Origin of the sequence: Campylobacter sp. RM16192, assembly GCF_004803855.2 — a bacterium.
Taxonomy (GTDB): domain Bacteria; phylum Campylobacterota; class Campylobacteria; order Campylobacterales; family Campylobacteraceae; genus Campylobacter_A.
This window is the reverse complement of sequence record NZ_CP012552.1, coordinates 434,584-454,132: the sequence shown is the minus strand read 5'-3', so window position 1 is coordinate 454,132 and position 19,549 is coordinate 434,584. Positions and strand designations below refer to the sequence as shown.

The following is a 19,549-nucleotide window of genomic DNA, read 5'->3' as shown; positions in this document are numbered from 1 at the left end:
TCGTTACAAATTAAAAGGAAAAAGCATTTGAGTGAATTATTTTAAGCTTATTTAAAGCTAACTAAGAATATAATTAGTTGTTTTTAGTATATATTATCTATAATAGAATATCGGTGATAGCGTATTTTTAAATGTAAGTGTGTAATATGGTAACATATACGAAATTCTTTAAGTGATTTTATTGACTTTTTAGATTTTAAACCCAAATTCTCTCAATTTTTCATGCCAATATTCAAAAATTTCTCTTTTTCCGCTTTCGAATTTGGCCCTATGATAACTCTCATCGCTTTTAATAGTCTTTCTAAATCTATGATCTATACAAAGCGACATTACCTCTTCTGTAAATCCAAGTTTTTCAGTGTAGTTTAATTCGCTAATTATGGTTCTAAAGCTGGATCTAAATCCATGCATATCCATCTCGCCATCATATCCAAGCCTTTTAAGGCCCATTCTCATAGAGTTATCACTTATCGGAGCATTATGTTTAGCACCTCTAAATAGATAGCCTTGTTTTATAGTATAGCTTGGAATTGTTTTTAAAAGTTCTATTGCTGTATCGGTTAATGGGATAATAAATTCTTCTTTCATCTTCATATCCTCCGCTCTTATTATCCACTCTTTTTTATCTATACTAATATCTTCCCATCTAGCAAGTCTAGCATTGCTAGGCCTAAGAGCATAAAGCATGGTCCATTTCATACAGCTAAGAACATTTACATCTCCCCAATACTCATTTATACTGGATATTAGAGTCTTAAACTTATCTATATCGGTTATTGCCTTTCTTGGAACAGGGGCTACTTTTATGAAGTTCTTTTCAAAGTTTCTAGATAGTATTCTAGTGGGATTATTTTCAAGATAGCCGTTAATAACTGCAAAGTCAAAGACTTGATTCAGTCTATTAAGTAGCTACTTATAGTATAAAGGGCCAAAAAGGCTTAAAGCTGTATCACTATTCCACGGGTGGAAAAATTTTTAAACTTCGCTACATGGATCAAAAGGGTAACCATACTACAAAAACAATAGGAGCTTGGCAAGAAAAGATTTATGGCATAGCCGAAGCCATTAAGGATTCACTACCTTATCTTAAAGAGCTTAGCAAGCATAATACATTAAAGCCAAAAAGGATAAACAGCTTTTCCGAGCTTTGGAACTTATATAAAGAAGATGCTTTAAAAACTCAAACATTTAAATCGCTTCCCTCAGAGCTATCAAGATTTGAATATAATCTACTTGATCTTATTAAGAATGTTAGTATAGAGGAGATGAATAGTTCAAGAGTAGCTACTCCCATATTTTTAAACGCCTTAAAGAGTCTTCAAACAATAGGCAACCCAAAGAGCGATACGGTTAAAAAGCTTTACCGCTATCAGGAGCAATTAACGCTTTTATCTCTTTTTCGGTTCCCAAGGTAGCCATTTTTATCCTTTTTTCTGTATCACTAGCGATACATTCTTTAAGTGATACAATTAGTAATACATAATTGATGGGAAAATTATACCATATTTTAGGATTTTTTAAGGTCCAATAGAAAGTATATGATATCAAAATAGCGTATTTTAGGGATTAAAAAGAAAGATTTAGAAAAGATTGGAATTGAAATATTTAAATAATGGCGGACAGAGAGGGATTTGAACCCTCGAAGCCCGATTAAGACTTGCACCCTTAGCAGGGGTGTGGTTTCAGCCACTCACCCATCTGTCCATAAAAGAAGAAATGTGATTATATTAAATAGCTCCTGATATGCCGCTTAAATTTTGTCAATTCTAACTAATCTTTCCAGAGCCACCATTTTAGTCTATTTTTATCCGGTTTTGTAGTCCTTGCATAATAATAGATCATACGATCAACATACAAAAAAATACACTTATTACTTCCGCGATCCATTGCGATAGTTTGCCTATAACATATCCTCATGATCGGCATATCTTAGCGAAGCTATATCTGTATATCAAAGAGCTATTAGATCTGCTTCGGTAGATTTTCCGACAAATGGAATTTTTCTAAGCTCACTCATTTACAACTTCTATTTCAGATAGTATTCTTTCGCAAATTTCCCTAGGACTACTATCTTCATATATCGGTCTACCAACTACGATAAAATCGCTATTTTCTTTTTTTGCAGTTTCTAAATCAGCTACTCTGCTTTGATCGTTCGTGTCCTCATTAAAAGGACGAATTCCTGGAGTTAAAGTAAGAAAAAAACGTGATGTTGCATCTTTTATCATATTACTCTCAAATACCGAACAAACCATCCCATCAACACCCACTTCATAAGCACTAACACAAAATTTAAGAACAAAATTTTTTATATCGTCGTTATAAACTATTCTAAAACCATCTTCATTAAAACTAGTAAGAGCCGACACAGCAAGAACTAAGGGACGGTTTTTTAGTAAATTTAAGCGGTTCATGACCTCACTCATCGCCCTTTTTCCTGCACTTGCGTGCACGTTTATCATGTCAACGGGCAAGCTTGCTATCACTTCTGCGGCATCGGCCATCGTGTTTGGTATATCATGCAGCTTAAGATCTAAGAAAATTTTAAAATCATCAATCTTTTTTATATCGTCAATTATCTTAGCTCCGTCTCTTAAATAGCTTCTAAGTCCTACTTTAAGCCATACATCAAGTCCCTTTAGCTCTCTAGCCAAAGCTAAATTTTGCTCCATCGTGGCCATATCAAGCGCTACGCAAAGTTTCATATATCACTCCTTACCGCATCAAGCACACCGTTTATGAATTTCGGCGCAGAGTCGCTACCAAGTTCTTTGGCAAGCTCTATAGCCTCGTTTATCACGACCGCTTTATCGGTGTCCGTAAATTTCATCTCGTAAGCTCCAAGTCGAAGTATCGCTCTTTCTACAACGCCGATTTCGTGGATTTTATACTCTTTTAAGTGTGAGTTAAGCAACTCATCAAGAGCGGTCAAATTTTCATTTACGCCATCATAAAGCGAAGTCGTAAAATTTCTTTGCTCATTTCTTATCTTTTTTTCCTCTAAAAATTCATCCTTAAATTCACTCATCTCGCTACCCATCTCCTGAGCGTAAAGTAGCGATATTACGGCTTGTCTAACCTGATGACGAGTTGCCATTTTAAACCTTTATATTTTTATATAAATTCAAAAGCTCTATCGCGCCGCTCATCGCTTCAAAGCCTTTATTTCCGGCTTTACTGCCCGCTCGCTCAATGGCCTGCTCGATACTATCTACCGTTAGCACGCCAAATGTTACGGGCTTGCCGTATTTAAGAGTTACGTTTGCGATGCCTTTTGTAGTTTCAGCCGAAACATAGTCAAAATGAGGAGTTGAGCCTCTAATAACCGCTCCAACGCAGCATATCGCGTCCCATTTGCCGCTCTCAAGAGCCTTTTCAAGAGCCATAGGGATTTCAAATGCTCCCGGAACTAAAATAAGGCTTAAATTTTTTTCATCTCCGCCGTGGCGAAGAAACGCATCTCTAGCGCCTTCGACAAGCCTATCGGTGATGATGTGGTTAAACCTTGCATTGATAATTGCGATTTTTTCTTTTCCGCTTAGTTTTAAATTTCCTTCGATTATGTTCATAATTATCCCCTTAAAATTTCTTGTATTTTTAAAGTCTGCTCTACAACTCTATCCAGCTCGTCTAAATTTAACATATTTGGTCCATCACACATCGCTTCGCACGGATTTATATGCGTCTCGTAAAAAAACCCGTCCACACCCACACTTGCCGCCGCTCTTGCAAGATACGGCACAAATCTTGCATCTCCGCCACTCTTTTCACCAAGAGCCGAAGGCATCTGAACACTGTGCGTAGCGTCAAATATCACAGGCGCAAATTCTCTCATTAAAACCAAATTTCTCATATCAACGACCAAATTTCCATATCCAAAAGTGCTTCCGCGCTCCGTTAGCCAAATTCCATTTTGTTTAGCCACTTCATATCCATCGCCCTCTACACCGCGAGTTTCAAGCACTTTTTTTACGGAATGTTTCATCGCGCTGGCTGCTAAAAACTGCCCTTTTTTGATATTTACGACCGAATTTGTCTTGGCCGCAGCCACAAGCAAATCGGTTTGACGGCATAAAAACGCAGGAATTTGAAGCACATCCGCAACTTCAGCCACAGGCTTAGCTTGATAGCTCTCGTGAATGTCCGTTAAAATTTTAAAGCCGAATTCCTTTTTCACACGAGCTAAAATTTCACAACCCTTTTCAAGCCCGGGACCGCGAAAGCTATTTATACTCGTACGATTTGCCTTATCAAAACTTGATTTAAAATAAAACTCTATCCTATTATCTTCATTAAATTTCACAAGCCTTTTTGCCACGTCAAATACAAGCTCTTCGCTCTCGATGACGCAAGGCCCTGCGATTAGTATCATTATTTCTCCTTTACCACTATAATTCCGCTAAGAATTACTAGAATTATACCCAAAAATGCAACAGTGTTTGGCAGCCCGTCCCCCATAAAATATCCGATGATAATGGTAAAGATTACGTCGGCGTAGCTTACAGCCGCAACCGTGCCAGCCTTTTTACTTGCCGCATAAGCTTTAGTAAGATACATCTGAAAGTAAAGCCCCGCAACGCCCATTAGAAGGATCAAAAAGATATTTTTAGTATCAGGCAGGACAAATTTGGAAAACAAAAATTCAAACCCGTCTATCCGGATAAACTCCGCCAAAGCCATAAATATGATCGGAAGAGCCGTGCCAAATCCCATAAAAGAAAAGACTATAACGCGCGTGTCATAGCTTTTTTTAAGCTCCCTAACGCTCGTATAAGCCATCGCAGCCCCTACTCCGCTCCAAATTCCAAGCCAATCGGTCTTTGAGATGCCAAGCCCAGGCTGAATGATAAGCAAAATTCCGCCAAATCCGATAAATATCGCCATCCAACCGCGCGAGCTTAGCCTCTCGCCCATAAACATCGCGGCAAGCAGTGCCGTAAATATCGGGCTGGTTTTAGAAAAGGTAAACGCAGCGCCTAAATTTATATGAGCGATGTTATAAAAAAACGCAAAGAGCGCAAGCGTGCCGATAACTCCTCTAAATATGAGCAGATACGGATGTCCGCCCTTTTGATGAGCCGGGCGTTTATAAAGCGAATAAACGATCATCACAAGGCCGATCAAATTTCTAAAAAACACAACTTCGATAGATGGCATATCGGCACTTATGACCTTCGCAAGAGCGCCTGTTATCGCAAAGAGCATGCAAGCGATGATCATATAATACGTGCCCAAATGCCTCATTAGAAATTTATGTAACAACTATTAACCTTCTTTGAAATTTGAGCGTATTGTAGTGCAAAACGGCTTAATTTATAAACATTGTAAGTTAAAAATTTGTATAATAGCAAAATTTAAAGGAATACAAAGTGCAAAAAATCATACTTGTCGGAAAGCCAAACGTAGGCAAAAGCTCGCTTTTTAACCGTTTAGCAAAGAGGCGCATAGCCATCACTTCAGACGTAAGCGGAACTACTCGCGACACAAACAAAGCAGAGATAACGATTGACGATAAAAAGTGTATTTTGGTTGATAGCGGCGGACTTGACGATAGTAGTGAGCTTTTTAGAAATGTCAAAGAAAAAACGCTCAAAGAGGCTCAAAACTCAGATGCGATCATCTACATGGTAGACGGCAAAAATTTCCCTGATGACGAAGACAAGGCGATGTTTTACGCACTTTTAAGACTAGGAATTCCAACCGCACTTGTCATAAATAAAGTAGATAGCAAAAAAGACGAGCAACGAGCTTGGGAATTTGATAGCTTTGGCGCAAAGGATCTGTTTGCCATCTCAGTTACTCACAACGCCGGAGTTGATGAGCTTAGCGAGTGGATTTATAGGCATCTTAAAGATGAGATAAAACCTGATTTGGATGAAGATTTTGATGATTTTTTAGAGACTCTTGACGAAGAAGGCGAGCAAAATTTTGAAGAAAAAAACATAAGAGTTGGCATCATAGGACGTGTAAACGTGGGCAAAAGCTCGCTTTTAAACGCTTTGGTTAAAGACGCAAGAGCCGTTGTAAGCGATGTGGCAGGCACCACGATAGATCCTGTAAATGAAACTTTCGTTTATGAAGATAGAGTGATCGAATTTGTAGATACCGCCGGCATTAGAAAGCGCGGCAAGATAGAAGGCATCGAAAGATACGCGCTTAATAGAACCGAAAGCGTACTTGAAAACACAGATATCGCCCTACTCGTGCTTGATATCTCAGAGCCGCTAACCGAGCTTGATGAGCGTATCGCAGGGCTTGCTAGCAAATTTAACCTCGGCGTGATAATAGTGCTAAACAAGTGGGATAAGAGCGAAGTGGAGTTTGACGAGATGAAAAAGATCATCAAAGATAAGTTTAAATTTCTAACCTACGCTCCAATAATCAGCGTTAGCGCGCTTGGCGGCAAGAGAGTGCATAAAATTTACTCGCTCATTTTTGAAGTTTATAAAAATTTCACTCAAAAAATTCAAACCTCAAAACTAAACGAACTCATCAAAGAGGCGACCAAAATTCACCCGATACCGCGCGAAAAAGGCAAGAGCGTGAAGATTTATTATGCCGTGCAGTTTGGATTTGCACCGCCTAAGATAGCTCTTATCATGAACCGTCCGCGCGCACTTCACTTTAGCTACAAACGCTATCTTACAAACAAACTGCGCGAGAAATTTGAACTAAGCGGCGTTCCTGTCGTACTCATACCAAAAAACAGAAACAGCGATAGCGAGGAAAAAGATGAGCAATAATATAGTCTTAATCGGCTTCATGGGAGTTGGCAAAGGAACGGTAGCAAGGGAGCTTTGCAAAAAACTAAAACGACTTATGCTTGATACGGACGATCTTATCGAAAGCAGTGAAAATCTAAAAATTCGCGAAATTTTTGAGACAAAGGGCGAAGAGTATTTTAGAAAGCAAGAAAGCTTAGTCGCTAAAAATTTAGCCGCTAACGTGCAAAACTGCGTGATAGCAGGCGGCGGAGGCTTTGTAAACGTTAAAAATTTAAACAAAATCGGCACCGTGATATATCTAAAATCAAGCTTTGATGGCATAATAAAACGCATAGAAAATAGCCAAAATGCCCAGAAGAAATTTGCTAAACGTCCGCTTTTAAAAGATAGAGACAAAGCAAAAGAGCTATTTAAAACAAGAAAGAAAATTTACGAGAAAAAAGCCGATATCATAGTTGATGTCGAAGGCAAGAGCGCTAAAAATATAGTTAAAGAGATTGTAAATAAGATTAAAAAATGAACGTATGGTTTAAATTTTACGACTCAAATTTGAGAAAAATTAAAATTTAAGCTTAAAAAAGGATGAAAATTTGAGAGTACTAACAGGACTTCAACCCTCAGGCAAACTCCATCTGGGCAACTATTTCGCCTCGATAAAGCAAATGGTTGATGCGCAAGATAGCAGCGATATGTTTATGTTTATCGCAAACTACCACGCCATGACTTCGGTTAGCGAGGCGAGTAGACTTAAGCAAAATACCTTTGAAGCGGCATGTGCGTTTCTTGCGCTTGGTATTGATCCTAACAAAAGCGTGTTTTGGGTGCAAAGCGACGTAAAAGAGGTGCTTGAGCTATACTGGGTGCTAAGTCAATACACTCCGATGGGACTGCTTGAACGCGCTCACAGCTACAAAGACAAAACAGCAAAAGGCATAAGCGCAAATCATGGGCTTTTTAGCTATCCCGTGCTTATGGCTGCCGATATCTTGCTATTTAGAGCAAACGTCGTTCCTGTCGGCAAAGATCAAATTCAGCACGTTGAGATAGCCCGCGACATAGCTATTAAATTTAACAACGAACATGGAGAAATTTTTACTCTACCCGAAAGCAAAGTCGATGAAAACGTCGCAACAGTGCCTGGAACTGATGGCGCTAAAATGAGTAAAAGCTATAAAAATACGATCGATATCTTTAGCGACGCAAAAACGCTTAAAAAGCAAATTGGCTCAATAGTAACGGATAGCGCAAGCCTAGAAGAGCCAAAAGAGTGGAGAGGCTGTAACGTATATAATATCGCGAAGCTGTTTTTGGACGAGAGTGGGCAAAAAGCGCTTCAGGAGCGTTATGAGCGTGGCGGTGAAGGGCATGGACACTTTAAAATGTATCTAAACGAACTGGTGTGGGAGTATTTTGCTTCAGCAAGGCAAAAATACGAATACTACTTAAGTCATGAAAACGAGGTGAATGAGATATTGTTGGCGGGCGCAAAAAAGGCTCGCGAAGTAGCGCTTCCGCTCATTGAAAGAGTGCGTGAAGCAACGGGAATTTATAGATAGGTATTAGAATGATAAATTTAAAACTACTTGAAACAAACTACGATGAATTCGTATCAAAACTACGAGGGAAAAAGATAAAAGAAGAGGTTCTAAGCGAACTTTTAGCGACTTTTAACGAACTTAAAGCAAAACGCCAAAATTTAGAAAGCCTTCAAGCTATCCAAAACGCTAAAAGCAAGGAGCTTGGTATCAAAGCAAGAAACGGCGAGGACGTAAGCATGCTTAAAGAGGAACTAAATCTAAACAAAGTCGCGATGAATGAAGCCGAAAAAGTGGTTCGCGAGCTTGACGAAAAGCTTGACGGCATAGCGTCAGGCGTGCCAAATATCACCGATGATGACGTGCCTTTTGGAAAAGACGAGGATGATAATGTCGAGCTTAAAAAAGTGCTTGAGCCGCGCAAATTGGACTTTGAGCCAAAGGAACACTACGAGCTTGGCGAGAAGCTTGGTTGGCTTGATTTCGAGCGTGGGGCAAAGCTTGCGGGAAGCCGCTTTACGGTGCTAAAGGGAGACGGTGCAAAGCTTAGCAGAGCGCTTGTTAATTATATGATTGATTTTAACATGGCTCGTGGATTTGAGCTGGTAAACGTGCCGTTTTTGGTAAATTCACGCACGCTTTACGGCACAGGACAGCTGCCAAAATTTGAAGAAGATCTTTATAAAATTCGCGACGAAGACTTGTATCTAATCCCAACTAGCGAAGTTCCTGTTACAAATTTATATAACGACGAAATCATCGATGCCGGCAACCTACCTATAAAGATGACTTGCTACTCGGCTTGCTTTCGCCAAGAGGCGGGCTCTGCGGGCAAAGATACGCGTGGCATGATACGCCAGCACCAGTTTGAAAAGGTTGAGCTTGTAAGCATAACGACGCCTGATCAAAGCGAAAAGGTATTTGAGGACATGGTGGCGTGTGCTAGCGACCTGCTTACTTCACTTGGCTTGCCACACCGACATCTGCTTCTTTGTAGCGGAGATCTTGGCTTTAGTGCGGCAAAAACCATCGACCTTGAAGTTTGGTTGCCGGGGCAAAATAGATACCGAGAGATAAGCTCGGTCTCAAACACTCGTGATTTTCAAGCAAGAAGGGCAAAAATTCGCTTCAAAGACGGCAAGAAAAACACGCTCGTTCACACACTTAACGGCTCAAGCTTAGCGGTAGGCAGAACGCTTATAGCCATCATGGAAAACTACCAAAAAAGCGACGGCACGATAGAAATTCCAGAGGTTCTTAAAAGGTATATGTAGTGGCTGAAGAAAATGTAGTCATACTAGAGGAAGCCGACGAATCAAAAAACGAAAAACCTCAAGATGAAGGGCTTATCTCCCTTGATAGTTTGCAAGAGGAGCAAGCCAAATCAGATCAACCTGAGAAGATCGTTGTCAAAAAAAGCAAAAAAAAGCTTTTAATAATCGTCGCAATTGCATCCTTAGTATCGGCTATACTAATAGCTATAATTTTATTTTTTGTTTTCAAAGAAGATAAGAGTTCAGATATTGATCCGTCTAAACTCGCAAGAGATATCGAAGACCGCTTTGAAATACAGAAATTTGGCGCTTCAAAGATAGATGATATGATACAAAAAGCAAATTTACTCTATGAAAAGGGTAATAAATTTGAAGCGCTTAAAATTTATGAAAACATAGCAATTTTTAACGAGTCTTTATCAAACTACAACTTAGGCGTATCTCAAATGAGACAACAAAAATTTAATGATGCGCTAGAGTCATTTAAAAAAGCGATCAACAATAAAGAAAATATAGCCGTAAGTGCTATAAATGCGGCTGTATGTTCGCTAGAGCTTAATAATAAGCAAAATTTTCAATACTATATAGATTTAGCAAATTCATTTCTTCAAGATGAGTCAGATTCCCCACTTTATAACTACTACTATGCACTTATAAACTACTACAAAGGTCATTATATAGAGGCTTTGCGAGCACTTTCCCATCCTGTCAACGGACACTATAAAGACAAATATGAGTACCTTAGTGCAAAAATTTTAAGTTATTTAAATCAAAACAAAGAGGCTATAGAACTACTAGAAAAACAAAAGGAATTTGATGCAAGCTTAACCCTTGGTATGCTTTACGCTAAAGAAGGGGAATATGATAAGGCTAGAAACAAGTTAAATATCGCTCTTAAAAGCGAAAGTAACACTGATAAAATCGACTCGATACTGGCTTTAATAGACATTAAAACAAATAACTATCCAGCTGCAGCCGATGGATTAAAGATGGTATTTTTAAAAGATCCATTATTCTTAAATAATAATTTTCCGATTAAAACGATACTAAAACCTGAGCTATTTGACGTGAATTTAGCTCAAATGCATTTTAAAAACGATATATTTTTTGATAAGACCAGAAGATATGAGGTCTTGTTTTATTTCGCGCCTTACAAAGTTTTTGATCCCGGTCAAACGATAAACTATATAAGAAAAGGCGGAGTTAGTCTATTTTTAGATGATGCAAGCGCCGCAAGCAACTACCTAAATACAAGCGGAATGATATCAAAAGTGAATTTAGAAATATCAAAAGCCATAGCAAGCGCTTTAAACTACAAACTAAAAGAGGCAAATACGCATTTTGCAAAGCTTATTTCAATCTATCCGGAGCACTCAGTGCTTCACTATAACCTTGCTTTAAGTTACGCTCAACTTGGAAACTTCTCTCTTGCGGCAAAGCACTTTATTACAAGTTATCACCTTGATCCGACAAATCATCTTGCCGGAATATTTGGTGCAATATCAAACGACATAAATAGTATTAATAACACAAAATTTATTAAAGAGATAACTGAAAATTTAGCGCAAGATCCGAATATAAAAGAGGTTAATTTGTATAAGGCCCTAATGGAACTAATTTCTGGCAATCAAAATGCGTTAATAAGATGGCTTGAAGAAGAAAAGGAAGAGAGTGCTATAAATTTAGCATTTGACGCAATAATAGCTAAAATTGCAAATAGAGATGAGGACTTTATCGCAAAGAGTGAAATTTTAAAATCAAAGCTTCCAGATGACGTAATATCAAATATTTTAAGCTTTATATCAAAATTTAAAGATAGTAATATCAAAGAGTATGTGCGCCAAATTCAAATCTATTTTCACAATAAAGAGCTAAATGAAGCAGCTTTTTATCACGGCGCAAACATTATCAAAGAACAATACATCAAACTTCTTCAAATTTCAGGACTACTTAACTACGAGAGAGAAAAGCTTAAAAAACTAATCGCAAACGGTAATCAAAATGATATAAATTTACTACAAACTCTGGCATATATCGATATTTTTACTAACGATTTCGAAGAGAGCTATCAAATATATAACAAAATCATAGATGAGTTTAAGATTACTGACGCAGGAACACTGTTTCTAACATCTGTGGCTGCAATAGGCTCCAATCACTCTCAAAATGCAATCGCTCTTTTGGAACTATCCAAGCTAACCGATCCAAACGCCTTTGAAAGCAGACTAGCACTTGCACTCTTATACCAAGAGATAGGCAATATAGATGCTGCTGTAATACAATACAATCTAATAAAAGATAATAAATTTAAAAGCAAATTTTTTGATTTTACTTTAAAGCATTAACTTTAATATATTGATACAGGTTAAATTGCAATAAAAAATTTAGCAAAATTTTAAGAATTATTTGAATAAATTAATAGTTCACATCAACTAAGCCGCATGCCAAATTTAGCAAACGGCTCATATCGGTAAATTATTTACCCGTTTTAATCCTCTCCACCCAATTGCAACCCTCTTGATTGCCGGCTTGGCAAGCCTGTGTTGAAATTTGCATTAGCCACTCGCAAGCATCAACTCTATGTAATTTGCAAGCTTTGTATGCATACTCCATTGCTTTTTTGGCATCTTGTTGGCTAAGAGCAGCAGCTTCAAAACAACCGTTGCTATATCCGTATTCGCAAGCTTTATCGTAATAATACAGCATTTTTTGCGGATCATTTTTATGAGCGTTTGCCGCCATATAGCAAGAGTGCGGATCTTTGTTTTCGCAAGCTATCTCCTCACTTGCCGTTTTGCCTAGCTTTTCGCAAGCTTTACTTTTTCTGTTGTGCTTGCAAGCGATAGAAAACAGCTCAACCGCCCTTTTCTCATCCTTCATACCGTATTTGTCGGTTTCATAAAGCACGGCTAATTGAGTGCAACCGGCAGGATATTTATCTGGGCAAATTTTCTCTAAAATCTCTTTGCTCTTTTTGATATCTTGTTTCACACCTATACCATCAGCGTAAAAAAAGCCCACCGTAGGGCACATATTATACACGCCCCTTTCGCACAAGCCGTTATAGACCTCAAATGCCTTTTCATAATTCTTCTCTACACCATCACCGTAGTAATACATAGAGGCAAGATATACGCAGGATTCCTGGTCTTTGCCGATATCACAACCTTTTTTTGCATACTTAAACGACGTTTCAAAGTCTTTTTTATTATAAGCAACGACGGCTAACTTGCCGCAACTTGCAGCATCGTTTGCCTTACAACCTGCTTCGTGTTTTTCTGCAAGCTCTTTTGCGTAGCCCTTTTCGCAGCACATTTTGTCTTGATTATTTAAGTCGCAGCACATTTTGTAGAACATGACAGCTTTTTGCGGATCACTTGCTATGCCAGGTCTTCCAAAGTCATAGTGCGAGCCAAGCTGTTTGCAAGATGACCACTGCTTATCATTTACGCAAGCAGCATACTCAAAAGGAATAGACTCTACAAATTTACTGTCTATTCTTAACTCGTTTGCTATTGACGCGTTGGTTCTTGCATGAGCAGATAGTGCAAGAAGTGCGGCAAAAACGATAAAAACCAATTTTTTCATAGCGATCTCCTCGTGTGAAATTTTAATATTGCCATTATAATAGATTTTATTACCAAATATCAATATAATGTGTTATTTCTCATAAGAACATTTGCGGATTAAATATTTTCCGAAAAATTTTATTAATCTAATTTTATTATTTTATTTTTTTAGTTGTTTTTATAAAATATAAGTATTATTTTTTAACAGAGGATAATTAATGACTTTTTCCCAATCTATAAAAAATTGCTTTAGCAATTATGCAACATTTAATGGTAGAGCATCTAGGTCTGAGTATTGGTGGTTCGCGCTTTTTAACGTGCTTATATACATATTTGCAAGCATAATAGACACAACGATAAATTCTGCAATATTTTATACAATATCTGCATTAGCGCTTTTTTTACCAACCATTGCTGTTTCTGTAAGAAGATTACATGATATCAACAAAAGCGGATGGTTTTATCTTCTGTTTCTTATACCTGTTATAGGAGCCATTATACTTCTTATATGGTTTACAAAGCGTGGAACAATAGGTCCTAACCAATTTGGAGACGACCCTATTTTAGAATAATTAATTTATCTCGCAACAATATAATTTGCGAGATAAATTAATCTTAGATTATTTCTATTTGCTTAGATTCTTAATTCTAACGAAGCTATTTAACGCGCCAACATAGGCCTTTGCGCTAGCCATCATAGTATCTATATCAAGCCCATGCCCTATAACAGCGTTATTTTTATCAAATTCAACTTTAACTATAACACTAGCTAAAGCATCCTTACCTTGACTCACAGCGCTTACTTTATAATCTTTTAATACTCCATTTATCTTACTTATGCGATCAATAACCTTAAATATCGCATCTACCGTTCCGTTTCCAAGAGCCGCATCGCTAATAAATTCATCTTTATGTTTTATAGTTACAGCAGCACTTGCAAGTCCTTTATTGCAGTTATTTTGGCTTAAAGTTACCATCTCGTAAGCTTGTGGGATTTTAATAAATTCGCTAGTAACAAGCGCACGAATATCATCGTCAAATACCTCTTTTTTCTTATCTGCAAGCTCTTTAAATTTATCAAATGCTTCATTCAAGGCTTCACTGTCAAGCTCGAAACCAAGACTTATAAGCTTGTCTTTAAATGCGTGGCGTCCGGAATGCTTACCAAGAACCAAGGAATTTTTTTCAAGCCCAATACTTTCGGCTGAAATTATCTCATAAGTCTCTTTGTGTTTTAATACACCGTCTTGATGAATTCCACTTTCGTGAGCAAAGGCGTTTTTACCTACTATAGCCTTATTTGGTTGAGGCTCTATGCCTGTTATGGTCGCCACAAGGCGAGAGCTTGGATAAATTTCCTTGCAAATTATATCCGTATATAGCGGAGCAAATATATCTTGACGAGTTTTTATAGCCATTACAATCTCTTCTAAACTTGCGTTGCCCGCTCTTTCACCAAGTCCATTTAGAGTACATTCCACTTGCCTGGCTCCAGCCATGACAGCAGCTAAAGAATTGGCTGTAGCAAGCCCTAAATCGTTATGATTATGGACTGAAACTATTGCTCGCCCATTGATAAATTTTACCATCTCGCTTATCATTGCCGTAAGCTCGTTTGGTAAGCGATATCCGACAGTATCTGGCAAATTTATTGTTTTTGCACCGGCCTCTATTACGGCTTCACAAATCTCTTTCATAAATCCTAGCTCAGTCCTACCCGCATCTTCACAGCTAAACTCGACATCATCACAAAATGTTTTAGCATATTTTACAGCATCAACTGCACGGCGTATTACTTCATCTGGCTTCATCTTAAGCTTATATTCCATGTGAATCGGACTTGTAGCGATAAACGTATGAATTCTCTTTTTTTTAGCAGGAAATATAGCCTCTCCGGCAGCCTTGATATCTCTTTCTACAGCCCTTGCAAGAGAACAAACCGTAATATTTGAAGACTGCTTTGCAATCTGATTTATCGCATCAAAGTCTCCCGGACTTGCCGCAGCAAACCCGGCCTCCATCACATCCACGCCAAGACGCTCAAGCTGAAGAGCTATTCTTAATTTTTCTTCTGTATTCATTGAAGCGCCAGGACTTTGCTCGCCATCTCTTAATGTAGTATCAAATATAATTATTTTATTATTATCCATTTTGTATCCTTTTTAGATTTTTTGAAATTTATAAATTTAATGAGTAAAAAAGTAAGTAATAGCTGCCTAGCGCAGCAGCAGAGCGTGTTTAATTTGAAAGAAAATTTGTACGAAATATATGCTAGAATCGATGCTCATTCGCTCTCCTTTTTAAATTTCGGATTCTTTTTGATAAACATATAAACAAATCTAACTATACCATAAAAAACATAAATAGTCATCAAAGCCGCAGGAACTTCTATAGGATATATATAGAGCAAAGAACATAAGATAGTTAAAATGATTAAAATTTTTAAGAAATTGGCCTGCTTTAAATCTATTTTTTTAAAGCTTGGATATCGTATATTACTAACCATCAGTACAGAAAGCACGGCTTGAAGTATAAGCAAAAGCCACTCAGCATTTCTAGTAAAGCTATATTCCAAGCTAAGCCCCACCCAAAAAGCGCTTACAATAGCTGCTGTAGGTATAGGAAGACCGATAAATACAGATGGCTCGTATGTGCCCGTCATGACATTAAATCTGGCAAGTCTAATAGCGCCAAAAACCACAAAAAGAGCTGACACAAGAGAGCCTAGTCTGCCAAAATGATGTCCTACTGAAAAATAAAATAGCATAGCCGGAGCTACTCCAAATGCTACAATATCTGCAAGACTATCAAACTCTACTCCAAATTTTGAAGTAGTCTTAGTAAGTCTGGCTACTCTACCGTCAAGTCCATCAAGAATAAGAGAAAATACTATATATGTTATCGCCTTAAAAAATTGTCCATTTACAGAAGCTATAATGCTAATGACACCTAAAAAAGCACTAGCTGCGGTAAATAAATTTGGAAATATATACATAAGTTGAAGTTTATCATTCTCTCTCATTTTCTATCCTCATGGTTAAAAAATCCAATCACACTACTAGTCGCCTTTACTCTATCTCCTATGGCAGCACTTATGCGTGCGCTAATAGGCAGTATCAATACAACTAGCCCATCGGTTAAAAACCCAAATTTATTACCTGATTGCAACTCTTCAAATTTCTCAACAGACAAGCTTCTACTTAAAGCACCTACTATAGTGCGTATAGAAATTTTTAAATTCCCATGCTTACATGTATATAAAGCTCTTTCGTTTAGAGAATTTGAAGACTTTATAGCACTACATAAAAACAAGCCATGTCTTTGCTTTAATTCAATAAGTTTTATATCGCAAGGTGCTTTAAGAGAGCCTGATCCAAAGACTGATTTAGAGATAATAATCTCAATGGAATCATCTCCCAAGTAAGAAATTCTTCTAATACTTTTTACTCTTCCATCAATAGGGCTTAAAATAGCGTATTCATCGCTACTTCCCTTCTCTCTTTTTGGATTTCTAAAGATAAAAAGAGTAATAATAAAAATGACAAAAAACAGAGTCCAAAGAGTGTCAAAAAACACCGACAATAAAAATAAAAGACCAAAAATCAGTATATATTTATAGCCTTGTTTAGCGACAATCTCCATATTCTACTCCGATCTAAGGCTTTGGCTCATCTTTATGCTCTTCGACAAGGCGACTAGGAAGTCCATTTTCCTCTTCATAGGCCTTTATAATCTCTCTAACCTTAGCACCCTCAATAGTCTCTTGCTCATATAAAGCCTCAACCATCTTTTCAATAGCGCCGCTATAAGTTCTAAGAGTCTGCAAAACCTCATTATATCTGGTTTCAAGAGTGCTTTTTACAAAATCATCCACCTTTTCAGCCATCTTGTCACTATAGTCTTTAATGCTTTGACCACCTGTTAAAAACGTATTTCTTTGTTTTTCAAGCACCATAAGACCGGCTACATCACTCATTCCATAAACAGACACCATAGCCTTTAGTATATCTGTAGCGCGCTCAAGGTCATTTCCTGCACCTGTTGAAATCTCTTTTATAAAGACCTCTTCAGCCGCACGTCCAGCTAAAAGAACATCAACACGAGCGATTAGCTCATGCTTTTGCATCATAAATTTATTCTCTTCAGGCGTATTTAACGTGTATCCAAGAGCAGCTAATCCACGAGGAATGATAGAAACTTTTGTTACTTTATCTGCGCCATTTGTTGTTTCAGAGATAAGCGCATGTCCGCTTTCGTGATATGCCACTATACGTTTTTCTTTTGGATTTATACGTCTTGATTTCTTTTCAAGCCCGGCGATAGCGCGTTCAACAGCCTCTACTAAATCTTTTTGCTCAACATGATCTTTATTTTTTCTGCCCGCTAAAAGCGCAGCTTCATTTATAATATTAGCCAGATCCGCTCCGGCAAGTCCTGCAGTCATCCTCGCAATCTCTTCTATATCGGCATTATGATCAAGTTTGATATCTTTCATATGCACACGTAAGATATCGATTCTTCCTTTAAAATCAGGCTTATCAACAAGCACTTGTCTATCAAATCTTCCAGGTCTTAAAAGCGCAGCATCAAGCACTTCAGGACGGTTTGTCGCAGCTAAAACTATCACAGGTGAAGCATCCGAGCTAAAGCCATCCATCTCGGCTAGAAGCTGATTTAGCGTCTGTTCTCTTTCGTCGTTTCCACCTATCATTCCGCTTGCTGCACGACTTTTACCTATGGCGTCTATCTCATCGATAAATACAATCGCAGGAGCTTCTTTTTTAGCGTTTTCAAAAAGATCGCGAACGCGACTTGCACCAACACCCACAAACATCTCTATAAAGCTTGAACCAGAAACCGAGAAAAAAGGCACATCCGCCTCGCCTGCAACAGCTTTTGCAAGAAGCGTTTTACCTGTGCCCGGAGGACCAACCAAAAGCACACCTTTTGGAATTTTAGCTCCTAAATTTATATACCTATCAGGGTGCTTTAAGAAATCAACTATCTCTTTAACTTCTTCCTTGGCCTCTTCAACGCCTGCTACATCGGTAAATTTCACTTTTGGCTTTTCGGAATTTACAAGCTTTTTGGAGCTTCCCATACCAAGTATGCCTCCGCCCATGTTTTTTTGCATTCTACTTGCAAGAAACATCCAAATTCCAAAAAATATAAATATCGGTAGAACCCAAGAAAATAGCAGTTCAGTAAACCAGTTTGTCTCACTATATGCGCCGTATGGTATGTTATTTGCTTCTAGTAGAGGTACCAAAGTAGGATCGTTTACTCTTTTTGCTATAAATACACTTCTGCCATCTCCCATATTACCAAGTGCTTTAATAGATGTTTCTGCAATTCCTACTTGAGAAATTTGCTTGTTTTTAATCATCTCTTTTAATTCAGAATAGGTTACGCTCTTAGTGGCTGCTTGACCTCCAAACGAGCCTCCTATCTCCATATTGTCGGTAAAACCTCTAAATACCAAAATAATAACGATAGCAAAAATAGCAAAAATAAAAATCGGATTCTTATTAAAAAATCCATTATTGCCATTATTATTTGAATTTCTATCTTCATCAAATCTTTTATTGTTCATTATATCCCTTAAAATTATTTTTGAAATACGAAGCTACTCCACTCATTTTGCGTGTTTAATTCAACAAGCTTAAGTGAAGAAAAGGCCTCTAAGATACGCTCTTTATACTTTTCTAGCACACCTGCTAAAATTAGATACGAGCCATCTTTGAGTAATTTTATCAAATCATTTTTTAATATTAATATAACATCAGCTATGATATTTGCCACAACAATATCGTATTTAGCGTCTAAATTTGATATTGAACCGGTCCAAATTTTATTAAATTTAACACCGTTTAACTCTGCATTCTGCTTAGAACTATAGGTAGCTTGCTCATCTGTATCACAGCCATCCACACTGCAGCCCAGTTTTGCCAATGCTATACTTAAAATACCACTTCCGCAACCCACATCAATAGCACTCATTCCATCTTTTGCATATTTTTGCAAAGAACTTATACAAGCGCTTGTGCTCTCGTGATGTCCAGAGCCAAATGCCAAGGCAGGGTCTATTATAATATTTACAAGATCTTCTCTAGGATTTTCCCAGCTTGGACGTATGTAAAATTTACCAATCTCTATAGGCTTAACATTTTTTTTATATTCATTAATCCAATCTTTATTTTCTTTAACCTGCAAATCAAGCTTAAGATCTATCTTCCTACCAAGAGATTTCTCAGCAGCTTTTACATACTCAATTAAGCCAAATTGAATCTCACTAAGATCATCTTCGTCTCTAATTATAAACCCATTTTCAATCTCTTCTATACAGGTTATTCCAAAGGCAAAAACAAGATCTAGTAATAAATCGTGAGCATTGTTAGAAACAACACTTAGCTCATAAAAATTTTCTTTCAAATGAGAATTTTGCA

At 37.6% G+C, this 19,549-nt stretch carries 19 protein-coding genes and 1 tRNA gene; 7 read left to right on the top strand and 13 right to left on the bottom strand.

The annotated features are described in order from the left end of the window. Nucleotides 1–189: 189 nt before the first annotated feature. Nucleotides 190–699 (bottom strand): site-specific integrase, encoded by a 510-nt coding sequence (locus tag CDOMC_RS02365; protein ID WP_172129622.1) that lies wholly within the window; start codon nucleotides 697–699, stop codon nucleotides 190–192. A gap of 290 nt (nucleotides 700–989) precedes the next feature. On the opposite strand from CDOMC_RS02365, the gene CDOMC_RS02360 reads away from it, so the two are divergent. Further along, nucleotides 990–1,415: a hypothetical protein gene (locus CDOMC_RS02360; RefSeq protein WP_172127596.1), complete on the top strand. Its 426-nt coding sequence runs from the start codon at nucleotides 990–992 to the stop codon at nucleotides 1,413–1,415. Between the two features lie 198 nt (nucleotides 1,416–1,613). Here CDOMC_RS02360 and CDOMC_RS02355 read toward each other — a convergent pair. The 6 genes from CDOMC_RS02355 to CDOMC_RS02330 form a co-directional block, all read right to left on the bottom strand. After that, nucleotides 1,614–1,704: transfer RNA gene (locus tag CDOMC_RS02355), tRNA-Ser, on the bottom strand. A 305-nt stretch (nucleotides 1,705–2,009) separates the two neighbouring features. Further along, nucleotides 2,010–2,705: an orotidine-5'-phosphate decarboxylase gene (pyrF, locus tag CDOMC_RS02350; RefSeq protein ID WP_172127594.1), complete on the bottom strand. Its 696-nt coding sequence runs from the start codon at nucleotides 2,703–2,705 to the stop codon at nucleotides 2,010–2,012. Beyond that, nucleotides 2,702–3,097 (bottom strand): transcription antitermination factor NusB, encoded by a 396-nt coding sequence (nusB, locus tag CDOMC_RS02345; protein WP_169940121.1) that lies wholly within the window; start codon nucleotides 3,095–3,097, stop codon nucleotides 2,702–2,704. Before nusB ends, pyrF begins: the two co-directional genes overlap by 4 nt. 1 nt (nucleotide 3,098) lies before the next feature. Then, nucleotides 3,099–3,569, bottom strand: coding sequence for a 6,7-dimethyl-8-ribityllumazine synthase (ribH, locus tag CDOMC_RS02340; protein WP_169940120.1), 471 nt, complete (start codon nucleotides 3,567–3,569; stop codon nucleotides 3,099–3,101). Nucleotides 3,570–3,571: 2 nt separating this feature from the next. Next, entirely contained in the window at nucleotides 3,572–4,372 is an 801-nt protein-coding gene (gene kdsA / locus CDOMC_RS02335) for a 3-deoxy-8-phosphooctulonate synthase (RefSeq protein ID WP_172127592.1), read from the bottom strand. Next, complete coding sequence (locus CDOMC_RS02330) at nucleotides 4,372–5,262, bottom strand: DMT family transporter (protein WP_172127590.1); 891 nt, start codon at nucleotides 5,260–5,262, stop codon at nucleotides 4,372–4,374. The genes kdsA and CDOMC_RS02330 overlap by 1 nt, the downstream gene beginning before the upstream one ends. 107 nt (nucleotides 5,263–5,369) lie before the next feature. On the opposite strand from CDOMC_RS02330, the gene der reads away from it, so the two are divergent. The 5 genes from der (at nucleotide 5,370) to CDOMC_RS02305 (ending at nucleotide 11,879) form a co-directional block, all read left to right on the top strand. After that, entirely contained in the window at nucleotides 5,370–6,743 is a 1,374-nt protein-coding gene (der, locus tag CDOMC_RS02325) for a ribosome biogenesis GTPase Der (RefSeq protein WP_172127588.1), read from the top strand. Further along, nucleotides 6,733–7,245 carry a shikimate kinase gene (locus tag CDOMC_RS02320; RefSeq protein ID WP_172127586.1) on the top strand — a complete coding sequence of 171 codons (513 nt, stop codon included), beginning with the start codon at nucleotides 6,733–6,735 and terminating at the stop codon, nucleotides 7,243–7,245. The genes der and CDOMC_RS02320 overlap by 11 nt, the downstream gene beginning before the upstream one ends. A 70-nt stretch (nucleotides 7,246–7,315) precedes the next feature. After that, nucleotides 7,316–8,281: a tryptophan--tRNA ligase gene (gene trpS, locus CDOMC_RS02315; RefSeq protein ID WP_172127584.1), complete on the top strand. Its 966-nt coding sequence runs from the start codon at nucleotides 7,316–7,318 to the stop codon at nucleotides 8,279–8,281. 8 nt (nucleotides 8,282–8,289) lie between these two features. After that, the gene (gene serS, locus CDOMC_RS02310; protein ID WP_172127582.1) at nucleotides 8,290–9,534 is read left to right on the top strand and encodes a serine--tRNA ligase; all 1,245 of its coding nucleotides are present in this window, start codon (nucleotides 8,290–8,292) and stop codon (nucleotides 9,532–9,534) included. Then, the gene (locus tag CDOMC_RS02305) at nucleotides 9,534–11,879 is read left to right on the top strand and encodes a GTP pyrophosphokinase (RefSeq protein ID WP_172127580.1); all 2,346 of its coding nucleotides are present in this window, start codon (nucleotides 9,534–9,536) and stop codon (nucleotides 11,877–11,879) included. The genes serS and CDOMC_RS02305 overlap by 1 nt, the downstream gene beginning before the upstream one ends. Nucleotides 11,880–12,009: 130 nt before the next feature. On the opposite strand, the gene CDOMC_RS02300 is transcribed toward CDOMC_RS02305, so the two are convergent. Further along, a complete protein-coding gene (locus CDOMC_RS02300) occupies nucleotides 12,010–13,122 on the bottom strand; it encodes a tetratricopeptide repeat protein (protein WP_172127578.1) in 1,113 nt (370 codons plus the stop codon). A 199-nt stretch (nucleotides 13,123–13,321) separates the two neighbouring features. Between CDOMC_RS02300 and CDOMC_RS02295 the strand changes: the two genes are divergently transcribed. Then, complete coding sequence (locus tag CDOMC_RS02295; RefSeq protein WP_172127576.1) at nucleotides 13,322–13,675, top strand: DUF805 domain-containing protein; 354 nt, start codon at nucleotides 13,322–13,324, stop codon at nucleotides 13,673–13,675. 54 nt (nucleotides 13,676–13,729) lie between these two features. Here CDOMC_RS02295 and CDOMC_RS02290 read toward each other — a convergent pair whose 3' ends face one another. The 5 genes from CDOMC_RS02290 to CDOMC_RS02270 form a co-directional block, all read right to left on the bottom strand. Beyond that, nucleotides 13,730–15,253, bottom strand: coding sequence for a 2-isopropylmalate synthase (locus CDOMC_RS02290; RefSeq protein WP_172127574.1), 1,524 nt, complete (start codon nucleotides 15,251–15,253; stop codon nucleotides 13,730–13,732). Nucleotides 15,254–15,387: 134 nt separating this feature from the next. Beyond that, a complete protein-coding gene (pssA, locus tag CDOMC_RS02285) occupies nucleotides 15,388–16,125 on the bottom strand; it encodes a CDP-diacylglycerol--serine O-phosphatidyltransferase (RefSeq protein ID WP_172127572.1) in 738 nt (245 codons plus the stop codon). After that, nucleotides 16,122–16,745 carry a phosphatidylserine decarboxylase gene (locus CDOMC_RS02280; protein WP_172127570.1) on the bottom strand — a complete coding sequence of 208 codons (624 nt, stop codon included), beginning with the start codon at nucleotides 16,743–16,745 and terminating at the stop codon, nucleotides 16,122–16,124. The genes pssA and CDOMC_RS02280 overlap by 4 nt, the downstream gene beginning before the upstream one ends. Nucleotides 16,746–16,758: 13 nt before the next feature. Further along, a complete protein-coding gene (gene ftsH, locus CDOMC_RS02275) occupies nucleotides 16,759–18,696 on the bottom strand; it encodes an ATP-dependent zinc metalloprotease FtsH (protein WP_172127568.1) in 1,938 nt (645 codons plus the stop codon). Between the two features lie 14 nt (nucleotides 18,697–18,710). Beyond that, nucleotides 18,711–19,535, bottom strand: coding sequence for a 50S ribosomal protein L11 methyltransferase (locus CDOMC_RS02270; protein ID WP_172129621.1), 825 nt, complete (start codon nucleotides 19,533–19,535; stop codon nucleotides 18,711–18,713). Nucleotides 19,536–19,549: the final 14 nt, after the last annotated feature.